General features: G+C 70.6%; 20 protein-coding genes. 10 read left to right on the plus strand and 10 right to left on the minus strand.

Annotated elements, in window-relative coordinates; all coding sequences use genetic code 11:
- Nucleotides 1-9: 9 nt before the first annotated feature.
- Nucleotides 10-759 carry a triose-phosphate isomerase gene (gene tpiA, locus ACFO6Q_RS09430; RefSeq protein ID WP_380020405.1) on the minus strand — a complete coding sequence of 250 codons (750 nt, stop codon included), beginning with the start codon at nt 757-759 and terminating at the stop codon, nt 10-12.
- Between the two features lie 120 nt (nt 760-879).
- On the opposite strand from tpiA, the gene ACFO6Q_RS09435 reads away from it, so the two are divergent.
- The 6 genes from ACFO6Q_RS09435 (at nt 880) to ACFO6Q_RS09460 (ending at nt 6,714) form a co-directional block, all read left to right on the plus strand.
- Nucleotides 880-1,701 carry an SDR family NAD(P)-dependent oxidoreductase gene (locus tag ACFO6Q_RS09435; RefSeq protein WP_380020406.1) on the plus strand — a complete coding sequence of 274 codons (822 nt, stop codon included), beginning with the start codon at nt 880-882 and terminating at the stop codon, nt 1,699-1,701.
- 52 nt (nt 1,702-1,753) lie between these two features.
- Nucleotides 1,754-1,957 (plus strand): DUF6116 family protein, encoded by a 204-nt coding sequence (locus ACFO6Q_RS09440; RefSeq protein WP_380020407.1) that lies wholly within the window; start codon nt 1,754-1,756, stop codon nt 1,955-1,957.
- 2 nt (nt 1,958-1,959) lie between these two features.
- Entirely contained in the window at nt 1,960-2,352 is a 393-nt protein-coding gene (locus ACFO6Q_RS09445) for a hypothetical protein (protein ID WP_380020408.1), read from the plus strand.
- A 127-nt stretch (nt 2,353-2,479) separates the two neighbouring features.
- Nucleotides 2,480-3,976 carry an efflux transporter outer membrane subunit gene (locus ACFO6Q_RS09450; protein ID WP_380020409.1) on the plus strand — a complete coding sequence of 499 codons (1,497 nt, stop codon included), beginning with the start codon at nt 2,480-2,482 and terminating at the stop codon, nt 3,974-3,976.
- A complete protein-coding gene (locus tag ACFO6Q_RS09455) occupies nt 3,973-5,148 on the plus strand; it encodes an HlyD family secretion protein (RefSeq protein ID WP_380020410.1) in 1,176 nt (391 codons plus the stop codon). Before ACFO6Q_RS09450 ends, ACFO6Q_RS09455 begins: the two co-directional genes overlap by 4 nt.
- Before the next feature lie 12 nt (nt 5,149-5,160).
- Entirely contained in the window at nt 5,161-6,714 is a 1,554-nt protein-coding gene (locus ACFO6Q_RS09460) for a DHA2 family efflux MFS transporter permease subunit (RefSeq protein ID WP_380020411.1), read from the plus strand.
- A 34-nt stretch (nt 6,715-6,748) separates the two neighbouring features.
- Here the strand turns inward: ACFO6Q_RS09460 and ACFO6Q_RS09465 are convergent, their stop codons facing one another.
- Together ACFO6Q_RS09465 and ACFO6Q_RS09470 are read right to left on the minus strand one after the other, a co-directional pair.
- Nucleotides 6,749-7,510, minus strand: a complete 762-nt coding sequence (locus ACFO6Q_RS09465; RefSeq protein ID WP_380020412.1) for an ABC transporter permease — start codon at nt 7,508-7,510, stop codon at nt 6,749-6,751.
- The gene (locus tag ACFO6Q_RS09470) at nt 7,507-8,484 is read right to left on the minus strand and encodes an ABC transporter ATP-binding protein (RefSeq protein ID WP_380020413.1); all 978 of its coding nucleotides are present in this window, start codon (nt 8,482-8,484) and stop codon (nt 7,507-7,509) included. Before ACFO6Q_RS09470 ends, ACFO6Q_RS09465 begins: the two co-directional genes overlap by 4 nt.
- 217 nt (nt 8,485-8,701) lie before the next feature.
- Between ACFO6Q_RS09470 and ACFO6Q_RS09475 the strand changes: the two genes are divergently transcribed.
- On the plus strand, nt 8,702-10,162 hold the full coding sequence (locus ACFO6Q_RS09475; RefSeq protein ID WP_380020414.1) for a DHA2 family efflux MFS transporter permease subunit: 1,461 nt from the start codon (nt 8,702-8,704) through the stop codon (nt 10,160-10,162).
- 7 nt (nt 10,163-10,169) lie between these two features.
- Here the strand turns inward: ACFO6Q_RS09475 and ACFO6Q_RS09480 are convergent, their stop codons facing one another.
- The 4 genes from ACFO6Q_RS09480 to ACFO6Q_RS09495 all read right to left on the minus strand — a co-directional run bounded on the left by ACFO6Q_RS09480 (nt 10,170) and on the right by ACFO6Q_RS09495 (nt 13,941).
- Nucleotides 10,170-11,441, minus strand: a complete 1,272-nt coding sequence (locus ACFO6Q_RS09480) for an RNA polymerase sigma factor (protein ID WP_380020415.1) — start codon at nt 11,439-11,441, stop codon at nt 10,170-10,172.
- A gap of 96 nt (nt 11,442-11,537) precedes the next feature.
- Entirely contained in the window at nt 11,538-12,740 is a 1,203-nt protein-coding gene (locus tag ACFO6Q_RS09485; protein ID WP_380020417.1) for an acyltransferase family protein, read from the minus strand.
- Between the two features lie 10 nt (nt 12,741-12,750).
- Nucleotides 12,751-13,053, minus strand: a complete 303-nt coding sequence (locus ACFO6Q_RS09490; RefSeq protein ID WP_380020418.1) for an Mpo1-like protein — start codon at nt 13,051-13,053, stop codon at nt 12,751-12,753.
- 9 nt (nt 13,054-13,062) lie between these two features.
- Nucleotides 13,063-13,941, minus strand: coding sequence for a pirin family protein (locus tag ACFO6Q_RS09495; RefSeq protein WP_380020419.1), 879 nt, complete (start codon nt 13,939-13,941; stop codon nt 13,063-13,065).
- An 83-nt stretch (nt 13,942-14,024) separates the two neighbouring features.
- On the opposite strand from ACFO6Q_RS09495, the gene ACFO6Q_RS09500 reads away from it, so the two are divergent.
- Nucleotides 14,025-14,984, plus strand: coding sequence for an MBL fold metallo-hydrolase (locus tag ACFO6Q_RS09500; RefSeq protein WP_380020420.1), 960 nt, complete (start codon nt 14,025-14,027; stop codon nt 14,982-14,984).
- A gap of 38 nt (nt 14,985-15,022) precedes the next feature.
- Here ACFO6Q_RS09500 and ACFO6Q_RS09505 read toward each other — a convergent pair whose 3' ends face one another.
- The 3 genes from ACFO6Q_RS09505 to ACFO6Q_RS09515 all read right to left on the minus strand — a co-directional run bounded on the left by ACFO6Q_RS09505 (nt 15,023) and on the right by ACFO6Q_RS09515 (nt 17,130).
- Entirely contained in the window at nt 15,023-15,232 is a 210-nt protein-coding gene (locus ACFO6Q_RS09505; RefSeq protein WP_380020421.1) for a cold-shock protein, read from the minus strand.
- Between the two features lie 312 nt (nt 15,233-15,544).
- On the minus strand, nt 15,545-16,651 hold the full coding sequence (locus tag ACFO6Q_RS09510) for a DUF4124 domain-containing protein (protein ID WP_380020422.1): 1,107 nt from the start codon (nt 16,649-16,651) through the stop codon (nt 15,545-15,547).
- Nucleotides 16,648-17,130 carry a DUF2127 domain-containing protein gene (locus ACFO6Q_RS09515; protein ID WP_380020423.1) on the minus strand — a complete coding sequence of 161 codons (483 nt, stop codon included), beginning with the start codon at nt 17,128-17,130 and terminating at the stop codon, nt 16,648-16,650. The genes ACFO6Q_RS09510 and ACFO6Q_RS09515 overlap by 4 nt, the downstream gene beginning before the upstream one ends.
- Before the next feature lie 171 nt (nt 17,131-17,301).
- Here ACFO6Q_RS09515 and ACFO6Q_RS09520 point away from each other — a divergent pair, with 171 nt between their 5' ends.
- Both ACFO6Q_RS09520 and ACFO6Q_RS09525 read left to right on the plus strand, forming a co-directional pair.
- The gene (locus ACFO6Q_RS09520) at nt 17,302-17,619 is read left to right on the plus strand and encodes an EF-hand domain-containing protein (RefSeq protein WP_380020424.1); all 318 of its coding nucleotides are present in this window, start codon (nt 17,302-17,304) and stop codon (nt 17,617-17,619) included.
- A gap of 68 nt (nt 17,620-17,687) precedes the next feature.
- Complete coding sequence (locus ACFO6Q_RS09525) at nt 17,688-18,776, plus strand: phospholipase A (protein WP_380020425.1); 1,089 nt, start codon at nt 17,688-17,690, stop codon at nt 18,774-18,776.
- Nucleotides 18,777-18,808: the final 32 nt, after the last annotated feature.

The following is an 18,808-nucleotide window of genomic DNA, read 5'->3' on the forward strand; positions in this document are numbered from 1 at the left end:
CTTTGTTTTCTACGTTCGCGCGGCACGGCAGATGGCGATGAAATCCGACGCCACCAGCGAAGCCCCGCCGATCAATCCGCCATCCACGTCGGGCTGGCCGAACAGCTCGGCCGCATTGCCGGGCTTTACGCTGCCGCCGTACAAAAGCTGCAGCGAGCTGGCAATTGTAGCATCGAGCCGAACGAATTTGTCACGGATGAATGCGTGAACCGCCTGCGCCTGCTCCGGCGAGGCGGTCAGGCCGGTGCCGATCGCCCAGACCGGTTCGTAGGCGACGACCGCCTGCGCGAACGCCGCGACGCCGGCGTGCGCGACGACCGCGTCGAGCTGGCGCGCGATCACCGCCTCGGTCTGCGTCGCCTCGCGCTCGGCGCGCGTCTCGCCCACGCACAGGATCGGCACCAGGCCGGCGGCCTGCGCGGCGGCGAACTTGGCCGCGACGAGCTCGTCCGATTCCCGGTGGTACTGGCGCCGCTCCGAATGGCCGACCAGCACGTAGCGGCAGCCGACGTCCTTGAGCATGGCGCCGGCGACTTCGCCGGTGTAGGCGCCCTGCGCGTGCTCGCTGAGGTCCTGGGCACCGAAGGCGAGGCCGCCCGCGCCGTGCAGCGCGACGAGGCCGTCGAGATACGGAAACGGCGGCAGCACGGCGACGTCGACGCCGTCCGGCAGTGCCGCGGCGACCGCACCGACGAGCTCGATCGCACCCGCGCGCGAACCGTGCATCTTCCAGTTTCCGGCGACCAGCGGGCGACGCATGGCAATCCTGAGCGGCGAAAAGGCGCGCAAGGATAGCGATCGTCCGCGGCAGCGACAACCTTCCGCCGCCGGCGATGCGCCGCGATTGCGCCGCCGCCGGCATGCCGCGAAGATCGGGCGATGGAACCGGCTCATGCTCTCGTCACCGGCGCGTCCGCCGGCATCGGCGCGGCCTTCGCGCGCGAACTCGCCGCGCGCGGCCACGCCCTGATCCTGACCGCCCGGCGCTCGGAGCGGCTGGAGGCACTCGCCGCCGAACTGCGCGCCGGCCACGGCGTCGACGTGCAGTGCATCGCCTGCGACCTGGCCGACCCGGCGGCGCCGCAGTTCCTGTGCGAGGAGGCGGCCCGTCGCGGGCTCGTCGTCGACACCCTGGTCAACAACGCCGGCTACGGCGTCACCGGCACCTTCCTGTCGCGCCCGTGGGCGACGCACGCCGATTTCGTCCAGGTCATGATGACGGCGCCGACCGAGCTGTGCCATCGCCTGCTGCCGGGCATGCGCGCGCGCGGCGACGGCCGCATCGTCAACGTCGCCTCGCTCGCCGGCCTGCTGCCGGCGCCGGCCGGGCACACGCTCTACGCCGCCTCCAAGGCCTACCTGATCAAGTTCTCGCAGGCGCTCGCGCTGGAGAACCGCCCGCATGGAATCCGCGTCTGCGCGCTCTGCCCCGGCTTCACGTATTCGGAGTTCCACGACGTCAACGGCGCGCGCGAACTGGTGCAGGACATGCCGCGCTGGCTGTGGATGGACGCCGCGCCGGTCGTGCGCGAGGCGTTCGCCGCGCTCGAACGCGGCGACGTCGTGCGCGTCAGCGGCCGCGTCAACCGCGCGATCAAGGGCTTCTTCAAGCTGCTGCCCGACCGGCTCGCCCTGCGCCTGATCGACAAGCGCGGCAAGGATTTCCGTGTCGCCGACGACTCGCCCGCCCCGCCGCGTTGACGCCCGCCCGGTGCAGACGTCATCGTAGGACGCACACTGCCGGAGTGCCCCGATGCCCAATCCGCTCACTGGTCGCCTGCTGCGCTGGGCCGAAGGCCTGCGCTTTCCGCGCCTGGCCGCACTGACGGCGGGCCTGTTCGTGCTGGATCTGCTGATCCCTGACGTGATCCCGTTCGTCGACGAGATCCTGCTCGGCCTCGCCACCCTGCTGCTGACGAACCTGCGCAGCCGCAAGCGCCCCGTGACGCCGGGCTGAGCATGCGCTACCTGCTCTGCCTCGCCGGCGGCGTCCTGATCGGCGCCCTGCTCGCCCTGACCGCGGCCAGCACGCTGCAGCGGCGCAACGCCTGGCCGCGGGCGGTCATGAACGTGATGCAGCACGAGCTCGGCCAGGCGCGCGAAACGCTGCGGCTGGGCCGCTGCGCCGACGCGTCGCTGACCGTCTCGCGCTCGCATCTGGCCTTGCTCTCGGACGACCTCGAACGCGCCCTGCTCGATCCGGGCACCAAGGACCGCGTGTTCGCCAAGTACGCGCAGGACCTGCGCGACACGGTGGCCGCGTGGGACCCGCAGGCCGAGTGCGGCCGCCAGGCCGAGGCGCTGAGCGCGGTCTCGCAGGCCTGCGACGCCTGCCACCGCGACTACCGCTGAGCCTCGTCACATCGCTGAACGGCGGCTCTACGCAGCGCCGCGGCCGGTGGTCGGCAATTACAGAACTGTGTGGTATCGTTTTGTCCGGCGCACGTCGCGCCCGTCTCCCGACCTCCGAATCCGCCCGATGAACCGCGTCGCCGCCCGCCTCGCCGCACTGACTGCTGCGCTCGCTCTGGCGAGCTGTTCGATTCCGCCCAAGCCCGACGCGCCGGCGCTGCGCAACGAAGCGCCGCTCGCCGGCATCGGCGTGGCGCAGGGCGGCCAGTGGCCGGAAGCGCAATGGTGGAAGCGCTACGGCGACGACCAGCTCGATGCTCTCGAGCGCAAGGCGCTCGACGCCGCTCCGACGCTCGACGAGGCGCGCAAGCGCTTCGGCACCGCGCTGCGCTCGATCGACATCGCGCGCGCCGCCGGCGGCGCCTCGGTGCAGGCGAACGCGCAAGTGCAGCGCCTGCGCATGAGCGAGAACGGCCTGATCCCGAGCCAGTTCCTCGGCTTCACCTGGTACAACCAGGGCGATCTCAGCCTGCAGTTCCAGTACGACTTCGACTTCTGGGGCAAGACGCGCGCGGCGGTGGCCGCCGCGGTGGACGAAGCGCGCGCGGCCGAAGCCGAGCGCAGCGCCGCCGCGCTGATGCTGACCACCGCCGTCGCCGACACCTATTTCACCTGGCAGGCCGACCAGGCGCGGCTGGCCTTGGCGCGCGAATCCGTCGCCGCGCTGGAACGCAGCCGCCTGCTGACCGAGAAGCGCGCCGCGCGCGGCATCGACACGCCCGACCTGGTCCACCAGGCCGACGCCCGGCTCGCCGGCGCGCGCGAACTCGAAGCCGCCTATGCCGGCTCCGCGCCGATCCGCCTCGCCGCGCTCGCCGCCCTGCTCGGCGTCGCTCCGGCCGAGCTGCCCGCGCTCGCCGCCAGGCCGCTGCCGGCGGTCGAGACGAAGCTGCCCGACGACGTCGGCCTCGACCTGCTCGCGCGCCGGCCGGACATCGCCGCCAATCGCTGGCGCGTCGAGGCGGCGATGCGACGCGTCGAGCAGGCACGCGCCGAGTTCTATCCCGACATCAGCCTGGGCGCGATGGTCGGGCTGTCCTCGATCGATCTGGACAAGCTGTCCAACGCGAGCAGCCGCACCTTCGGCGTCGGCCCCGCCCTGCATCTGCCGCTGTTCGCGCTGAGCCGCCTGAACGCGCAGTACGGCGCTTCGCAGGCGCAGCTCAAGGCGGCGGCCGCGGCGTACGACGGCAGCGTCGTCGACGCCGCCCGCGACGTCGCCACGCAAGCGCTGAACCTGCGCCAGATCGGCGCGCGCCGGCTCGAGCGCGAACGCCAGGTCGACGCGACGCTCGAGCTGCAGCGCACGGTGACGGCGCGCGCGCAGCGCGGCCTCGTCGACGATCGCAGCCTGCTCACCGCACAAACCGACCTGCTGCAGCAGCGCGACGCCGCCGCGACCCTGGCGGCCGACGCGATCTCGGCCGAGATCGCGCTGACCAAGGCGCTCGGCGGCGGCTATCGCGTCGACGCGGCGACCCGGATTTCCGCTTCCGGCGCGGACGCGCCCGAGGCTTCCCCTTCCGCACGAGCTGTCCATTCTGCACCGGACCAATCCCGATGACCGACACCCAATCCGAGAACGAGCCGGCCGCCAAAGGCAACGGCAAGCGCCGCGCGATCCTGATCACGATCGCGCTGGTCTTCGTCGCCGCCGGCATCGGCTGGTACCTGCTGTACCTGTTCGTCTTCTCGCTGCGCGAGGTCACCGACGACGCCTACGTCGCCGGCAACCAGGTGGCGGTCTCGACGCAGCAGCCCGGCACCGTCGTCGCCGTGCTGGTCGACGACACGCAGCGGGTCGAGACCGGCCAGGCGCTGGTCAAGCTCGATCCGACCGACGCCCAGGTCAACCTCGCCAAGGCCCGGAGCGCACTCGCCAACGCCGTGCGCCAGGTGCGCCAGCAGACCGAGATGGCCGGCCAGTACGACGCCGCGATCGTCGCGCGCAGACTCGACCTCGCCCGCGCCGAAGCCGACCTCAAGCGCCGCCAGCCGCTGCTGGCGGACAAGGCGATCGCGCCGGAAGAAGTCGCCCATGCGCGCGAGGCGGTCGACACGGCCAAGGCCGCGCTCGACCTGGCCACGCGCCAGGCGGCTGCTTCGCACGCCCTGGTCGACGGCACCGACATCGGCGCGAACGCCTCGGTGCTGCAGGCCAAGGCGGCGTTCCGCGAGGCGTGGATCGCCAGCGAGCGCAACGCGATCGTTGCGCCGATCGGCGGCTACGTCGCGCAGCGCAGCGTGCAGGTCGGCGCGCGCGTGCAGCCGGGCCAGGCGCTGCTGACGATCATTCCGCTGCACGACCTGTGGGTCGACGCGAACTTCAAGGAAAGCCAGCTCGAACACATCCGAATCGGCCAGCCGGCCAAGGTCGAGAGCGACCTGTACGGCGGCAGCGTCGAGTACCACGGCACGGTGGTCGGTCTCGGCGCCGGCAGCGGCTCGGCGTTCGCCCTGCTGCCGCCGCAGAACGCGTCGGGCAACTGGATCAAGGTCGTGCAGCGCGTGCCGGTGCGCATCGCGCTGGACGAGAAGCAGCTCGAACGCAATCCGCTGCGCATCGGCCTGTCGACCGCCGTCACCGTCGATACGCACGACCGCTCCGGCAAGGTGCTCGCCGCCGCACCGGGAACGACGCCGGTGGCGCAGACCACGGTCTACGAGCGCGACCTCGCCAAGGCGGAAGCCGAGGCGGACGCGATCGTCGCCGCGAACCTGCCGACCGCGCGCTGAGGAACCGCCCGCGTGGCCGCCGAACAGGGAAAACCGGTGCTGCCGCCGCTGCACGGCACGCCGCTGGTGCTGCTGACGATCGCCGTCGCGTTCGCGACGTTCATGGAAGTGCTCGACATCACGATCGTCAACGTCTCGGTGCCGCACATCGCCGGCAGCCTCGGCGTCAGCCCGCAGGAAGGTACCTGGGCGATCAGCTCCTACTCGCTCGCCAGCGCGATCATGCAGCCGCTGTCGGGCTGGATCGCGCGCCGCTTCGGCGAAGTGCGCAGCTTCTGCGTCTCCGCGTTCCTGTTCGTCGCCATGTCGATGCTGTGCGGCCTGGCCACCAGCATGCCGATGCTGGTCGTGGCGCGGCTGCTGCAGGGCGCCGGCTCCGGCCCGATGGTCGCGCTGAGCCTGAGCCTGCTGCTCAACGCGTACCCGAACGAGAAGAAAGGACTCGCGCTCGCGCTGTGGGCGATGACGGTGGTGGTCGCGCCGATCTTCGGCCCGATCCTCGGCGGCTACCTCACCGACAACTATTCCTGGCCGTGGATCTTCTACATCAACGTGCCGGTCGGCATCCTTGCCGTGATCGTGACCTGGGCCCTGCTGCGCCACCGCGAGACGACGATCGTGAAGGCGCCGATCGACGCGATCGGCCTGATCCTGCTCGTGGTCGGCGTCGGCTGCCTGCAGTTCATGCTCGACAACGGCAACGACAAGGACTGGTTCTCCTCGACCTTCATCACCACGCTCGGCATCATCGCCGTGGTCTGCCTGACCTTCTTCGTCGCGTGGGAGCTGACCGACAAGCACCCGGTCGTCGACCTGAGCCTGTTCCGCCGGCGCAACTTCGCCATCGGCGTCACCGCGATGTCGTTCGGCATGCTCGGCTTCTTCGGCATCAACGTGGTCTACCCGCTGTGGCTGCAGACCGTGCTGAACTACACCGCGTCGTGGGCGGGACTGGCGACCGCGCCGGTCGGCATCCTCGCCTTCCTGCTGTCGCCGGTGATCGGGCGCAACATCCAGCGCCTGGAGCTGCGCTCGGTGGTCACCTTCGCGTTCGTCGTGTTCGCGCTGACCTCGTACTGGTTCGCCAGCTTCCCCGACACCGCCTCGTTCAACCAGCTGGTGTGGCCGCGCTTCATCATGGGCATGGCGATCCCGTGCTTCTTCATTCCGCTGAACCAGGTGTTCCTGTCCGGGCTGAAACCGCACGAGATCGCCTCGGCCTCAGGCCTGGCGAACTTCTGCCGCACCCTGGCGGCGAGCATCTCCACCGCGGTCACGGTGACCATCTGGCAGCACCGCGGCGACTATCACCACGCCGTGCTCGCCGAGCACCTGACCGGCGCCAGCGCGGCGACGACCGGCTACATCGACGGCCTGTCCGCGCTCGGCGGCCCGGCCGTGCGCAGCTGGTCGATCATCGAAGGCATCGTCACGCGCCAGGCGCTGACGCTCGCCGTCAATGACGTGTTCCTGCTCTGCACCTTCCTGTTCCTGGCGATGATCCCGATCGTCTGGCTGGCCAAGCCGCCGTTCGGCAACGTCGCGGCCGGGCCGGGCGGGCACTGAGGAACCCGCCCTCTCCCGCCAACGGGAGGGCGACTCAGGACTTGAGCTTGTAGCCGGTGCGGAAGATCCACCACACGATGCCCAGGCACAGCGCGAGGAAACCGAGCGTCGCGGCGAGGCTGATGCCGACGTTGACGTCGGCCTGGCCGAAGAAGCTCCAGCGGAAGCCGCTGATCAGGTACACGACCGGATTGAACAGGGCGATCTTCTGCCACACCGGCGGCAGCATGCCGATCGAGTAGAACGCGCCGCCGAGGAAGGTCAGCGGCGTGACCACCATCAGCGGGATGACCTGCAGCTTCTGGAAGTCGTCGGCCCACACGCCGATGATGAAGCCGAACAGGCTGAAGGTGACCGCCGTCAGCAGCAGGAAGCCGAGCATCCACAGCGGATGCTCGATCTCGTACGGCACGAAGATGCGCGCGGTGACGAGGATCAGCACGCCGAGCATCAGCGACTTGGTCGCCGCCGCGCCGACGTAGCCGATCAGCACCTCGACGAAGGAGACCGGCGCCGACAGCAGTTCGTAGATCGTGCCCGACCATTTGGGCAGGTAGATGCCGAACGAGGCGTTGGAGATGCTCTCGTTCAGCAGCGACAGCATGATCAGGCCGGGAATGATGAAGGCGCCGTAGCTGACGCCGTCGACGGCGCCCATGCGCGAGCCGATCGCGGCGCCGAACACGACGAAGTAGAGCGACGTCGACAGCACCGGCGAGGCGATCGACTGGGTCAGGGTGCGGAACGTGCGGGCCATCTCGAAGCGGTAGATGGCACGGATCGCATGGGTGTTCATGCGCGTTTCTCCTGGGCGTCCGAGTGCAGCAGGCCGACGAAGATGTCCTCCAGCGAACTCTCGCTCGAGTGCAGGTCCTTGAACGCGACGCCGTGCTCGCCCAGGCGCCGCAGCAGCTCGGCGATGCCGGTCTCCTCGCCCTGCGCGTCGAAGGTGTAGACCAGGGTCAGGCCGTCGGCGGACAGTTCCAGCGGCAGCGCGGCGAGGTTTCCGGGGATGCGCTCCAGCGGCGCCTGCAGGCTCAGCGCCAGCTGCTTCTTGCCGAGCTTGCGCATCAGCACGTCCTTGTCCTCGACCACGATCAGCTCGCCGCGCCGGATCACGCCGATGCGGTCGGCCATTTCCTCGGCCTCCTCGATGTAGTGCGTGGTCAGGATGATGGTGACGCCGTCGTCGCGCAGCCGCCTCACCATGCGCCACATGTCGTGGCGCAGCTCGACGTCGACGCCGGCGGTGGGCTCGTCCAGGAACAGGATCTTCGGCTCGTGCGCGAGCGCCTTGGCGATCAGCACGCGGCGCTTCATGCCGCCCGACAGCGACATGATCTTGCTGTCCTTCTTCTCCCACAGCGACAGCTCGCGCAGCACCTTCTCCAGGTGCGCAGGATCGGGCGACTTGCCGAACAGGCCGCGGCTGAAGCGCAGCGTGGCCCACACGCTCTCGAACGCGTCGGTGTGCAGCTCCTGCGGCACCAGGCCGATCTTCGAGCGCGCGGCGCGGTAGTCGCGCACGATGTCGTGACCATCGGCGAGCACGCTGCCGACGCTCGGATTGACGATGCCGCAGATGATGCTGATCAGGGTCGTCTTGCCTGCGCCGTTCGGCCCCAGCAGGGCGAAGATCTCGCCGCGGCGGATGCTCAGGGAAACGTCCTTCAGGGCCTGGAAGCCGCCGGCGTAGGTCTTGCCCAAGCCGGACACCTGCACGATCGGTTCGCCCACGCCGCTCGGCGTCGGCTCGGTGGCAGTTCGCATCAATCCTTCCTTCGGTAGCGGGGCATGCAGGTGGGGTTTTGGCATTGTAGACATGGTGCAACCATGGCCGACTTCAATCGCGGTTCCTGCGACGAACTCGCACGAGGCAGCCCCGACGCCGACCGCCGTACCGGATTCCCGATGCCGGCGGCCTGTCGATTCCGGCCGGCCCCGTTCGTCGCAAGCACCAGATGCCGCAAACTTCCAAGGATTCCACATGTCCCACGCGCCAGCCACCCAGTCCCCCGACCCCCACGGCCGCCAGCGCTGGTTCGCGCTCGGCGTGCTCTGCCTCGGCGTGCTGATGATCGTGCTCGACACCACCGTAGTGAACGTCGCCCTGCCCTCGATCAAGGCCGACCTGCGCTTCACCGACAGCGCGCTGGCCTGGGTCGTCAACGCCTACATGCTGACCTTCGGCGGCTTCCTGCTGCTCGGCGGCCGGCTCGGCGACCTGTACGGGCACCGGCGGCTGTTCCTGCTCGGCATCGTCGCGTTCACGCTGGCCTCGCTGGCCTGCGGCCTGGCCGGCTCGCAGGGCTTCCTGGTCGCCGCGCGCGCGCTGCAGGGCATCGGCGGCGCCGTCGTCAACGCGGTGGCGCTGTCGCTGATCATGGACCTGTTCACCGAGCCGGCCGACCGCGCCAGGGCGATGGGCGTGTTCGGCTTCGTCTGCGCCGGCGGCGGCAGCATCGGTGCGATGCTCGGCGGCTTCCTGACCGGTGCGCTGAGCTGGCACTGGATCTTCCTGATCAACATCCCGATCGGCCTCGCCGTCGTCGCCCTGTCGCTGCGCCTGCTGCCCGCCTCGCAGACGAGCGCGCAAGGCAAGCAGCTCGACGTCGCCGGCGCCGTCAGCGTCACCACGGCGCTGATGCTCGCGGTCTACGCGATCGTCAACGGCAACGAGGCCGGCTGGACCTCGACGCGCACGCTCGGCCTGCTCGGCGGCGCGGCCGCCCTGCTCTGCGCCTTCCTGGTGATCGAATCGCGCGCGCGCGTGCCGCTGATGCCGCTCGGCCTGTTCCGCCTGCGCAACCTCGCCACCGCCAACGTCATCGGCGTGCTGTGGGCAGCGGCGATGTTCGCCTGGTTCTTCCTCTCCGCGCTGTACATGCAGCTGGTGCTCGGCTACACGCCGATGCAGGTCGGCCTCGCCTTCCTGCCGGCCAACCTGATCATGGCGGTGTGCTCGCTCGGCGTGTCGGCCAGGCTGGTCATGCGCTTCGGCATCCGCCTGCCGCTGGCCAGCGGCCTGGTGTTCGCCGCGATCGGCCTGGCGCTGTTCGCGCGCGCGCCGGTGCACGGCGACTTCGTGCTCGACATCCTGCCGGCGATGCTGCTGCTCGGCCTGGGCGCCGGAATCGCCTTCAATCCGGTGCTGCTGGCGGCGATGAACGACGTCGCGCCGAGCGACTCCGGCCTCGCCTCCGGCATCGTCAACACCTCGTTCATGATGGGCGGCGCGCTCGGCCTGGCCGTGCTCGCCAGCCTGGCCGCCGCGCGCAGCAGCGCGCTGGCCGCGGCCGGCTCCGACGCACTGGTCGCACTGAACGACGGCTACCACGCGGCCTTCCTGGTCGGCGCCTGCTTCGCGGCGCTGGCGGCGCTGATCGGCGCGGCGCTGCTGCGTGCCTCGATGCCGTCCTCGGCGCCGGCCGGCTCGGCCGTGCACTGACCGCGCTCTAGGCGACGCGTTCGCAGCCGGCTGCGCGGTCGAGCAGCAGCTCGCGCTCGCGTGCGTTGCGCGCGAGCGCCGCGGCACGCTCGAACTCGGCGCGCGCCTCGCCGCCGCGGCCGAGTTTTTCGAGCAGGTCGCCGCGTACGCTCGGCAGCAGGTGATAGCTGGCCAGCGTCGGTTCGGCGCGGATCGCATCGACGATCGCCAGGCCCGCCTGCGGCCCGAACGCCATCGACACCGCCACGGCGCGGTTCAGCTCGACCACCGGCGACGGCATCAGCGCGGCGAGCTGCGCATACAGCGCGGCGATGCGCGGCCAGTCGGTGTCCTCGGCCGCCGGCGCGCGCGCGTGGCAGGCGGCGATCGCGGCCTGCAGCGCGTACGGTCCGTGCACGCCGCCGAGCTTCTCGGCACGCGCGAGCGCAGCCAGGCCGCGGCGGATCAGCAGGCGGTCCCAGGCACCGCGGTTCTGCTTCAGCAGCAGGATCGGCTCGCCGCCGGGGCCGATGCGCGCGCGCAGGCGCGAGGCCTGGATCTCCATCAGCGCGACCAGACCGTGCACCTCGGCCTGCTCCGGCATCAGCTCGGCGAGCACGCGCCCCAGGCGCAGCGCGTCCTCGCACAGCGCCGGCCGCGTCCAGTCGTCGCCGGCGGTCGCCGCGTAGCCTTCGTTGAAGACCAGATAGATGACTTCGAGCACCGACGACAGCCGCGCGGCGAGCTCGTCCGCGCGCGGCACCTCGAACGGCACCTGCTTGTCGGCCAACGTGCGCTTGGCGCGCACGATGCGCTGCGCGATGGTCGGCTCGGGCACCAGGAACGCGCGCGCGATCTCGTCGGTGGTCAGGCCGCCGAGCAGGCGCAGCGTGAGCGCGACGCGCGCCTCCTGCGACAGCACCGGATGGCAGGCGACGAAGATCAGGCGCAGCAGGTCGTCGCCGATGTCGTCGTCGATGGCCGCGTCGAGTTCCACGCCCCGATCCGCCTCCTGCCCGACCTCGATCTCGTAGCCGAGCTCCTCGTGCTTGCGCTGCAGCAGCTGCTGGCGGCGCAAGCGGTCGATCGCGCGATGCTTGGCGGTGGCCATCAGCCAGGCGCCGGGATTGTCCGGCACGCCGCGCTCGGGCCACTGCTCGAGCGCGGTGACCAGCGCGTCCTGCGCCAGCTCCTCGGCGAGCCCGACGTCGCGCAGCATGCGCGCGAGCACCGCGATGAGCTTGGCCGATTCCATGTGCCAAACCGCTTCGATCGTCTTGCGGATGTCGGTCGCCGTCATGGCGCCCGATCAGACCATCATCGTCACGGCCGGGCAAGGCCCGCCCGTCCCGTCCGCGGGCCTGCCGCCCGCCGTTCCTGCGGCGGGTTCCTGCGACTACGACGAACGCGAGGCGGCGGAATCGACAGAGGCGAGAGCGGCCGCGGGGACATCGGCGGTCGGCGCGGCCGTTCGCGCGCGGCCGGCGCGCTCCTGCACCGAGCGCGCGAGCCGGTGGCCGAGGCGGATGCAGGGCCGCTCGACCCAGCGGTACACCAGCGCGGCGAGCGCGACCGTCAGCGCCGCGACGACCGCGATGTACACGCCCAGGTGCTGGGTGCGCCACCAGGAACCGGCCGGCTGGCGCGACAGCAGCCACAGCAGCGACATGAACACCACCGGGTGGAACAGGTAGATCGAGTAGCTGATCCGGCCGAGCCAGTCGGTCAGGCGCGTCTGGATGCGCACGAAACGCGTGCCGACGACGAACAGCAGCATGCCCAGCGCGTAGGCGATCGTGGCGTTGCGCGCGAAGCCGGCCGCCCAGACCGCGGCGCACGGCAGCACGATCAGGTAATAGCCGAACAGCGCGATCGTTCCGGCGCGCGCGAGACGGTCACCCTGCGGCTCGTCTTCGAGAATCAGCCGGCGATACAGCGTGCCGCACAGCATGATCGACAGGTTCAGGAACCCGAATGCCGCGACCTTTCCCATCAATGGCCGGCCGAACCAATGCGCCACCAGCGCCAGCGAGTACACCGAGCCGAAGGCGGCGGCGAGCGCGAGCAGGCGCCTGGGGCGATCCAGGCTGCGCGTCAGCAGCAGGACGACGCACAGCCCGTAGAACACGACCTCGACCAGCAGGGTCCAGTAGAGGCCCTCGGCCGCGCGCATGCCGAACAGGTCCTGCAGCAGGGTCAGGTTGACGAGGAAATCCGCGACGCCGAACTCGCGCCCCCACAGCCACCAGCCGGTGGCCGCGCCGAACGGAATCGACAGCCAGTACGCCGGGAAGATGCGCAGGAAGCGCTTGATCAGGAACGAGCGCACCGGCGCCGGCTGCGCCGGGCGCATGCTGAACGGAATGACGAAACCGCTGATCAGGAAGAACGCGACCACACCGACCCGTCCGAGATCCACGCTGGAGGCGACGCCCTGCAGCCAGGCGCCGCGCAGCGGCGTCGCGCCGTCCAGGTGCAAGAAGCTGTCGCCGACGTGCAGCCACAGCACCAGGAACGCGGCGATCGCGCGCAGCGCGTCGACGTAGCGCAGACGGGTATCCGGCGCGCCGCGCGCGGCGGCGGCGCTCACCTCGGCCATGCGTCGCGCCTCAGATCGTGACGCGCCCGCGCAGCACGTCCCAGAACATCACCCAGTCGCCAGCGAGGCTGTACAGGGGATGCTTGAACGTGGCCGGCCGGTTCTTCTCGAACGCGTAATGGCCGACCCAGGCGAAGCCGTAGCCCGCCACCGGCGCCAGCAGCAGCCAGCGCGCGTCGCGCGCGGCAACGGCGACGCCGATCACCAGCAGCACCAGGCAGCTGCCGACGAAGTGCAGGCGCCGGCAGGTGCGGTTGCGGTGCTCGCCGAGGTAGAAGGGGTAGAAATCGCGGAAGCTCGCGTAGTCGGACATGATTCTTCCTCACCGCTCGGGCAGCGGAATGAACTCCGTCTCTCCCGGCACCTGGCCCAGGCGCTGGGCGAGCCAGTCGGCCTTGGCGCGCTCGATGCGCTCCTTGCTGGAGGAAACGAAGTTCCACCAGATCGTGCGTTCGCCGTCGAGCGGCGCGCCGCCGCACAGCATGACGCGCGTGCCGGCGGACCCGGCGATCGCCACGTCGCCACCGGGCGCGAGCACGCGCATGTGCGCGGCGGGCAGCGTTTCGCCGTCGAGGCGCGCCTGGCCGTCGACGAGATAGACCGCGCGCTCCTCGTGCTCGGGCGGCAGGACCAGCACGCCGTCGCGCAGGAACTCGACGTCGACGTACAGCGTCGGCGCGTACACCCGCACCGGCGAGCGCAGGCCGAACGCCTCGCCGGCGATCACGCGCAGGCGCACGCCGTCGCGCTCGGCCTGCGGCAGGGTCGCCGCCGGATGGTGGAAGAAGCCCGGCTCGACTTCCTCGTGCTCCTTCGGCAGCGCGACCCAGGTCTGGATGCCGTGCACGCGATGCCCGGCCGCACGCTCCGGCGCCGGCGTGCGTTCGGAATGCACGATGCCGCGGCCGGCGGTCATCCAGTTCACGTCGCCGGGGCGGATCACCTGCTCGCTGCCGAGGCTGTCGCGGTGCGCGATCGCGCCTTCGTACAGGTAGGTGACGGTGGCCAGGCCGATGTGCGGATGCGGGCGCACGTCGAGCCCGCGCCCCGGCGCGAGCGCGGCCGGTCCCATGTGGTCGAAGAACACGAACGGCCCGACGTGGCGGCGCAGGCGGAACGGCAGCACCCGCCGCACGTTGAAGCCGTCGCCGAGGTCGTGCAGGCGCGGTTCGATCAGCAGCGTGGCGGGTTCGGCGGACATGCGGGCATCCGGTTGGGCTCCAGGCCGCCATGATGCCATCATCCGTGCCGTACGTTCGCGAGAACGCCCTGACGAGCGACGGCATGCATCACGAACACCTCGGCGACGGCATCACCGTCGTCGACATCGGCCTGGAGCGGCCGCATTTCGGCGCCTGCTACCTGATCGAGTCGAACGGTGCCGCGGCTGTCTTCGACGCCGGCACCAACTTCAGCGTGCCGCGCGTCCTCGCCGCGCTCGCCGACCGTGGCCTGACGCGCGAGGACGTGCGCTACGTCGTCGCCAGCCACGTGCACCTGGACCACGCAGGCGGCCTCGGCGCGCTGCTGCGCGAGCTGCCGAACGCGCTGGCGCTGGCGCATCCGCGCGGCGTCCGCCATCTGGTCGACCCGTCCGCGCTGCAGGCCAGCGCCGAGCAGGTCTACGGCGCCGAGGTCGTCGCCCGCACCTACGGCACGCTCGTGCCGGTCGCGCCCGAGCGCGTCCGCGCGCTGGCCGACGGCGAGGACGTCGACCTCGCCGGCCGCCGGCTGCACTTCATCGACAGCCCGGGCCACGCGCGCCACCACGTCGCGCTGTACGACGAGGCCAGCGCGAGCTGGTTCACCGGCGACTGCTTCGGCATCAGCTACCGCGACTTCGACGGCGGCACGCAGCCGCTGATCTTCCCGACCACCAGCCCGGTCCAGTTCGAACCGGACGCGATGAAGGCCACCATCGCGCGCATGCTCGAACGCCGGCCACGCGCGATGCTGCTGACGCACTATTCGCGCATCGGCGACGTCCAGGCGCGCGCGCAGGCACTGGTCCGGCTCATCGACGCGCAGGTCGAGCTGACGCACCGCCACGCGGGCGACGACGACCCGGTCGCGGCGCTCACCGAAGCACTGCAGCGGCTGTTCCTCGACGAAGTGCGGCGCATCGGCGCGCCGGTGTCGGAAGCCCGGAGCCGGCACCTGCTCGCCATCGACGCCGAGCTCAATGCCAAGGGCATGCTGATCTGGCTGGAGCGCCAGACGCCCAAGAAAAAGGCCGCGGAATGAACCGCGGCCTCTCCGTTTCCGATTGAATTCCCGACGACTCAGGCCGGCGTCACGTCCTCGGCCTGCAGGCCCTTCTGGCCCTGCACGACGCGGAACGACACTTTCTGGCCTTCCTGCAAGGTGCGGAATCCGGTGCCGCTGATCGCGCGGAAATGCACGAACACATCCGGCCCGTTGTCACGGCTGATGAAACCGAAACCCTTGCTCTCGTTGAACCACTTGACGGTACCCACCTGACGATCCGACATAAACTCTCCGCTGATTAACCGTTTGACCGATTGAAACCATTCATCCCCACTCAGGGTATGTCGACCACTGGGTATGCAGGCTTACGGTGAAGCGATGAAGCGGATCGTCGATCGGCGCTGCATCGGGTCATGAATCGCGAGCGACCGTGCAAACACAGCGATTTCAGTCTACCCGACTCGCGGTTTTGACGGTAGATGCCGCCTAATCATCGAAACTCGCACTGGCGGACGGGATTTTGGCGCTACGGATAACCGGCTGCGCAGGTGCCGTTCGGATAATCCCCATTCGCATCTGCACTCTATAGCCGACGATTAATAGGCGCGGATATCGTCCGGCGGATTGCGCAGGAATGCGGCCCAGGCGGTGGCGAGTCCGGAAAGCCCTGCGGGATAACGCTCGTCGAGAATCCGCTCCGCCGCGACGGTGCGGCACGGATCGGCGCGCTGCCGCGCCAGCAGCTCGGTCAGCGCCGCGCGTCCGGGCGCGTCGCGCATCAGCACCGCGATCAGCGCGTACGCGCGCAGGTAGCGCCGCTCGCGCTCCGGTGCGCCGGCGTCCAGCGCGTAGAAGCCCTCCCCCTCCCGCGCCAGCAGGTCGACCAGCGCCTCGCCGCCGTCGCCCGACACGGCAGCGGCCAGGATCGCCTCGCGGCCGGCGCCGACCTCGATCTGGCCGCCCATTCCGGCCGCGCGGTAGCGGCCGAAATACTCGGCCAGCCCTTCGTTGATCGGCGTCGGCAGGCTGCCGATCGACTCGTGCACGAGCGCATGCGTGATCTCGTGCCGCAGCACGGCGAAATTCGCCTCGTCGCGTTCCTGCCGGCGCACGAAGATCGTGCGCTGGGCAGTGGAATACGCCCCGGCCGAAGCCGCCAGCGACGGGTTTCCGATCAGCCGTCCGTAGGCCTCGCCGTCGCTGACGAACACCACGCGCAGGGCGATGCCGGGCGGCGGCACTACCGCGAGCGCGTCGCGCAGCACGCGCTGCACGCCGAGCGCGTCGGCGACGGCGCGTCGCTGCAGCTCGTCCGGCAGGTTCGCGTCGAAGCCGGACGCCTGCACGCTGATCGGCGGCGGCTGGCGCAGGTCGATCAACCGGTGCTCGCGCGCGTCGCGCGGCGGCGCCTGGTCGGAGTAGTGCGTGATGCCTGCGGCGTCGACCCAGCGGTGCACGGCGCGCGCGCGCGGCGACGCCTCCTTCACCGTTCCCGCCAGGCAGGCCGCACCGGGCGGAGGCGGTGCCTCGACCGGACGCGGCGCGATCGGTGCGGGCGCCGTCTCGGCGATCTCGGTCGGGGGCGTGGCGACCGCGCCGGCCGCCGGCGCGACGGAAACCCCGGCCGGTTGCGGCGCTTCGCGTCCGCAACCGGCCGCGGCGAGCAGCGAGGCGAGGACGATGGCGCGGACCGCGGCCCTCACCGGCGCCTCGTCGTCCGCAGCAGCCGGACCAGATACGCGACGATCGCCAGGTTCACCAGCAGGACGCCGAGCTTGAAGAAGGTGAATCGCTGCAGCAGTTCCCAGATCTCCACCGGCAGCAGCAGACTGCTCTCGACCACGACCAGATACTCCGCCCAGCGTCTCCCGCGCCACAGGCCGATGCCCTGCACCAGGTACAGCGCCGCGTAGCCGGTGGCGACCACACCGAGCAGCAGGAACTGGCGCGCGTCCAGGCCGAGCAGGTGGTCGGTCAGCCGCACGGCCAGGCCGTAGCGCGTCAGCCAGTGCAGGGTTTCGAGCCAGTGCTGGATCCCGGCCGCGAAGGCCGGCTGCAGCAGGCGGAACGCGACGACCGCGAGCAGGCCGCAAGCTACCGCCTTGAACAGCTTGAACGCGGCGATCGCCGCCAGTGCCCGTGACGGGCGCGGCGGCGCGGAGTCCGGCGGCGCGATCTGCAAGAAATCACCTCTTCGGCAAGCGGCGAACGATACAACGCGGCGCCGCCCGCCGCTGCACCCGCGCTTCAGGTTGCCGCCGCTAGGATCGGTGCGACGGAGCTGGCGGCACACGAGCCGGCATGCGCTCGGGCCGCGGTTTCGCCATCCACGACGATCCGCATAGGTGATCCCATGAACACTCGTGTCCTGATCCCGATGTCGCTGCTCGTTTCCTGCGCGGCGGCTTTCGCGCAATCCGGCTCGGATGCGCGCACGACCACGTACCAGACCTCGCGCGGCGAGCTGGTCGTGCACACCGGCCAGCCCCAGCCGCACGACTTCGGACCCGCGCCGCCGTTCGCCCAACTCGACCGCCGCGGCGCCGGCTACGTCACCAGCGAGGACGCGGCCGCCTATCCGCCGCTGGCGAACGATTTCATCTACGCCGACGCCAATCGCGACGGCCGCATCTCCAAGGCCGAATACGAGCGCTGGGCGCGCGCGCGCTGAGGCGAAGTTCCCTCCGCCGGGCCGCTTGTGCGACCCTGCGCGCGCCCTGGACGCTTTCGGAGGTGCCGATGCGGATTCGCCGCCAGTCATGGATGCCGTGCGTCGCGTTCGCGCTGCTCGCACAGATGCCGCTCGCGGCCCTGGCCGCGCCGGCTGCGGAGGACGCGGCGCGCTGCGTCGATCTCGCCGACGACGCGGCGCGCCTGCGCTGCTACGACCTCGCGCTGAAGCGCCCGGCGCCCGCCCCTGCCGCCGCGCCGTCAGCCGGAGCGATCGCCGGCACGCGCAACGTGGTCTTCCCGCACGAGCCGGCCACGCGCGCGGTCGCGGCGGACGAGCATCCCGTGGTGCGCTCGCTGCTCGACAGCCGCTGGGAACTGGACGAATCGAGCAAGCAGGGCGAGTTCCACATCCGCGCCTACAAGCCGGTCTATCTGCTGCCGGTGTTCTACACCAGCGACACCAACCAGAGACCCTCCACTCCGGCCCCCGGGCGCACGGTGACCCAATCGCGCAACCTGCAGGCGATCGAAACCGTGTACCAGCTGAGCCTGAAGACCAAGCTGTGGGAGAACATCTTCGGCGACAACGGCGACCTGTGGACCGGCTACACCCAGGTCTCGCACTGGCAGCTCTACAACGACGCGCAGTCGCGGCCGTTCAGCGAGACCAACTACGAGCCCGAGGTCATGCTGACGTTCCGCACGAACTACGACGTGCTCGGCTGGAACGGCCGCCTGTTCGGCCTGGCCGTCAACCACCAGTCCAACGGCCGCGGCCTGCCGCTGTCGCGCAGCTGGAACCGCGTCATGCTGAACCTGGGCTTCGAGCGCGACGGCTGGACGCTGATGCTGCGGCCGTGGTGGCGCGTGCACGACGACAACGACGACAACCCCGACATCAGCGACTACATCGGACGCGGCGATCTGCAGCTGGTGCACGTGTGGAACGGCCACGAGTTCGCGCTGATGGCGCGCCATTCGCTGCGCGGCGGCGACCGCTCGCGCGGCGCGCTGCAGTTCGAATGGGCGTTCCCGATCGCCGGCGACCTGCGCGGCCATCTGCAGCTGTTCGACGGCTACGGCCAGAGCCTGATCGACTACAACCACCGCGCCTGGTACTTCGGGCTCGGCGTGTCGCTGCTGGAGTGGTACTGAGGCGGATACCGCGGGCGGGTGCCCGCGGTCGC

Source organism: Dokdonella ginsengisoli, assembly GCF_042652785.1.
GTDB classification, from domain to species: domain Bacteria; phylum Pseudomonadota; class Gammaproteobacteria; order Xanthomonadales; family Rhodanobacteraceae; genus Dokdonella_A; species Dokdonella_A ginsengisoli.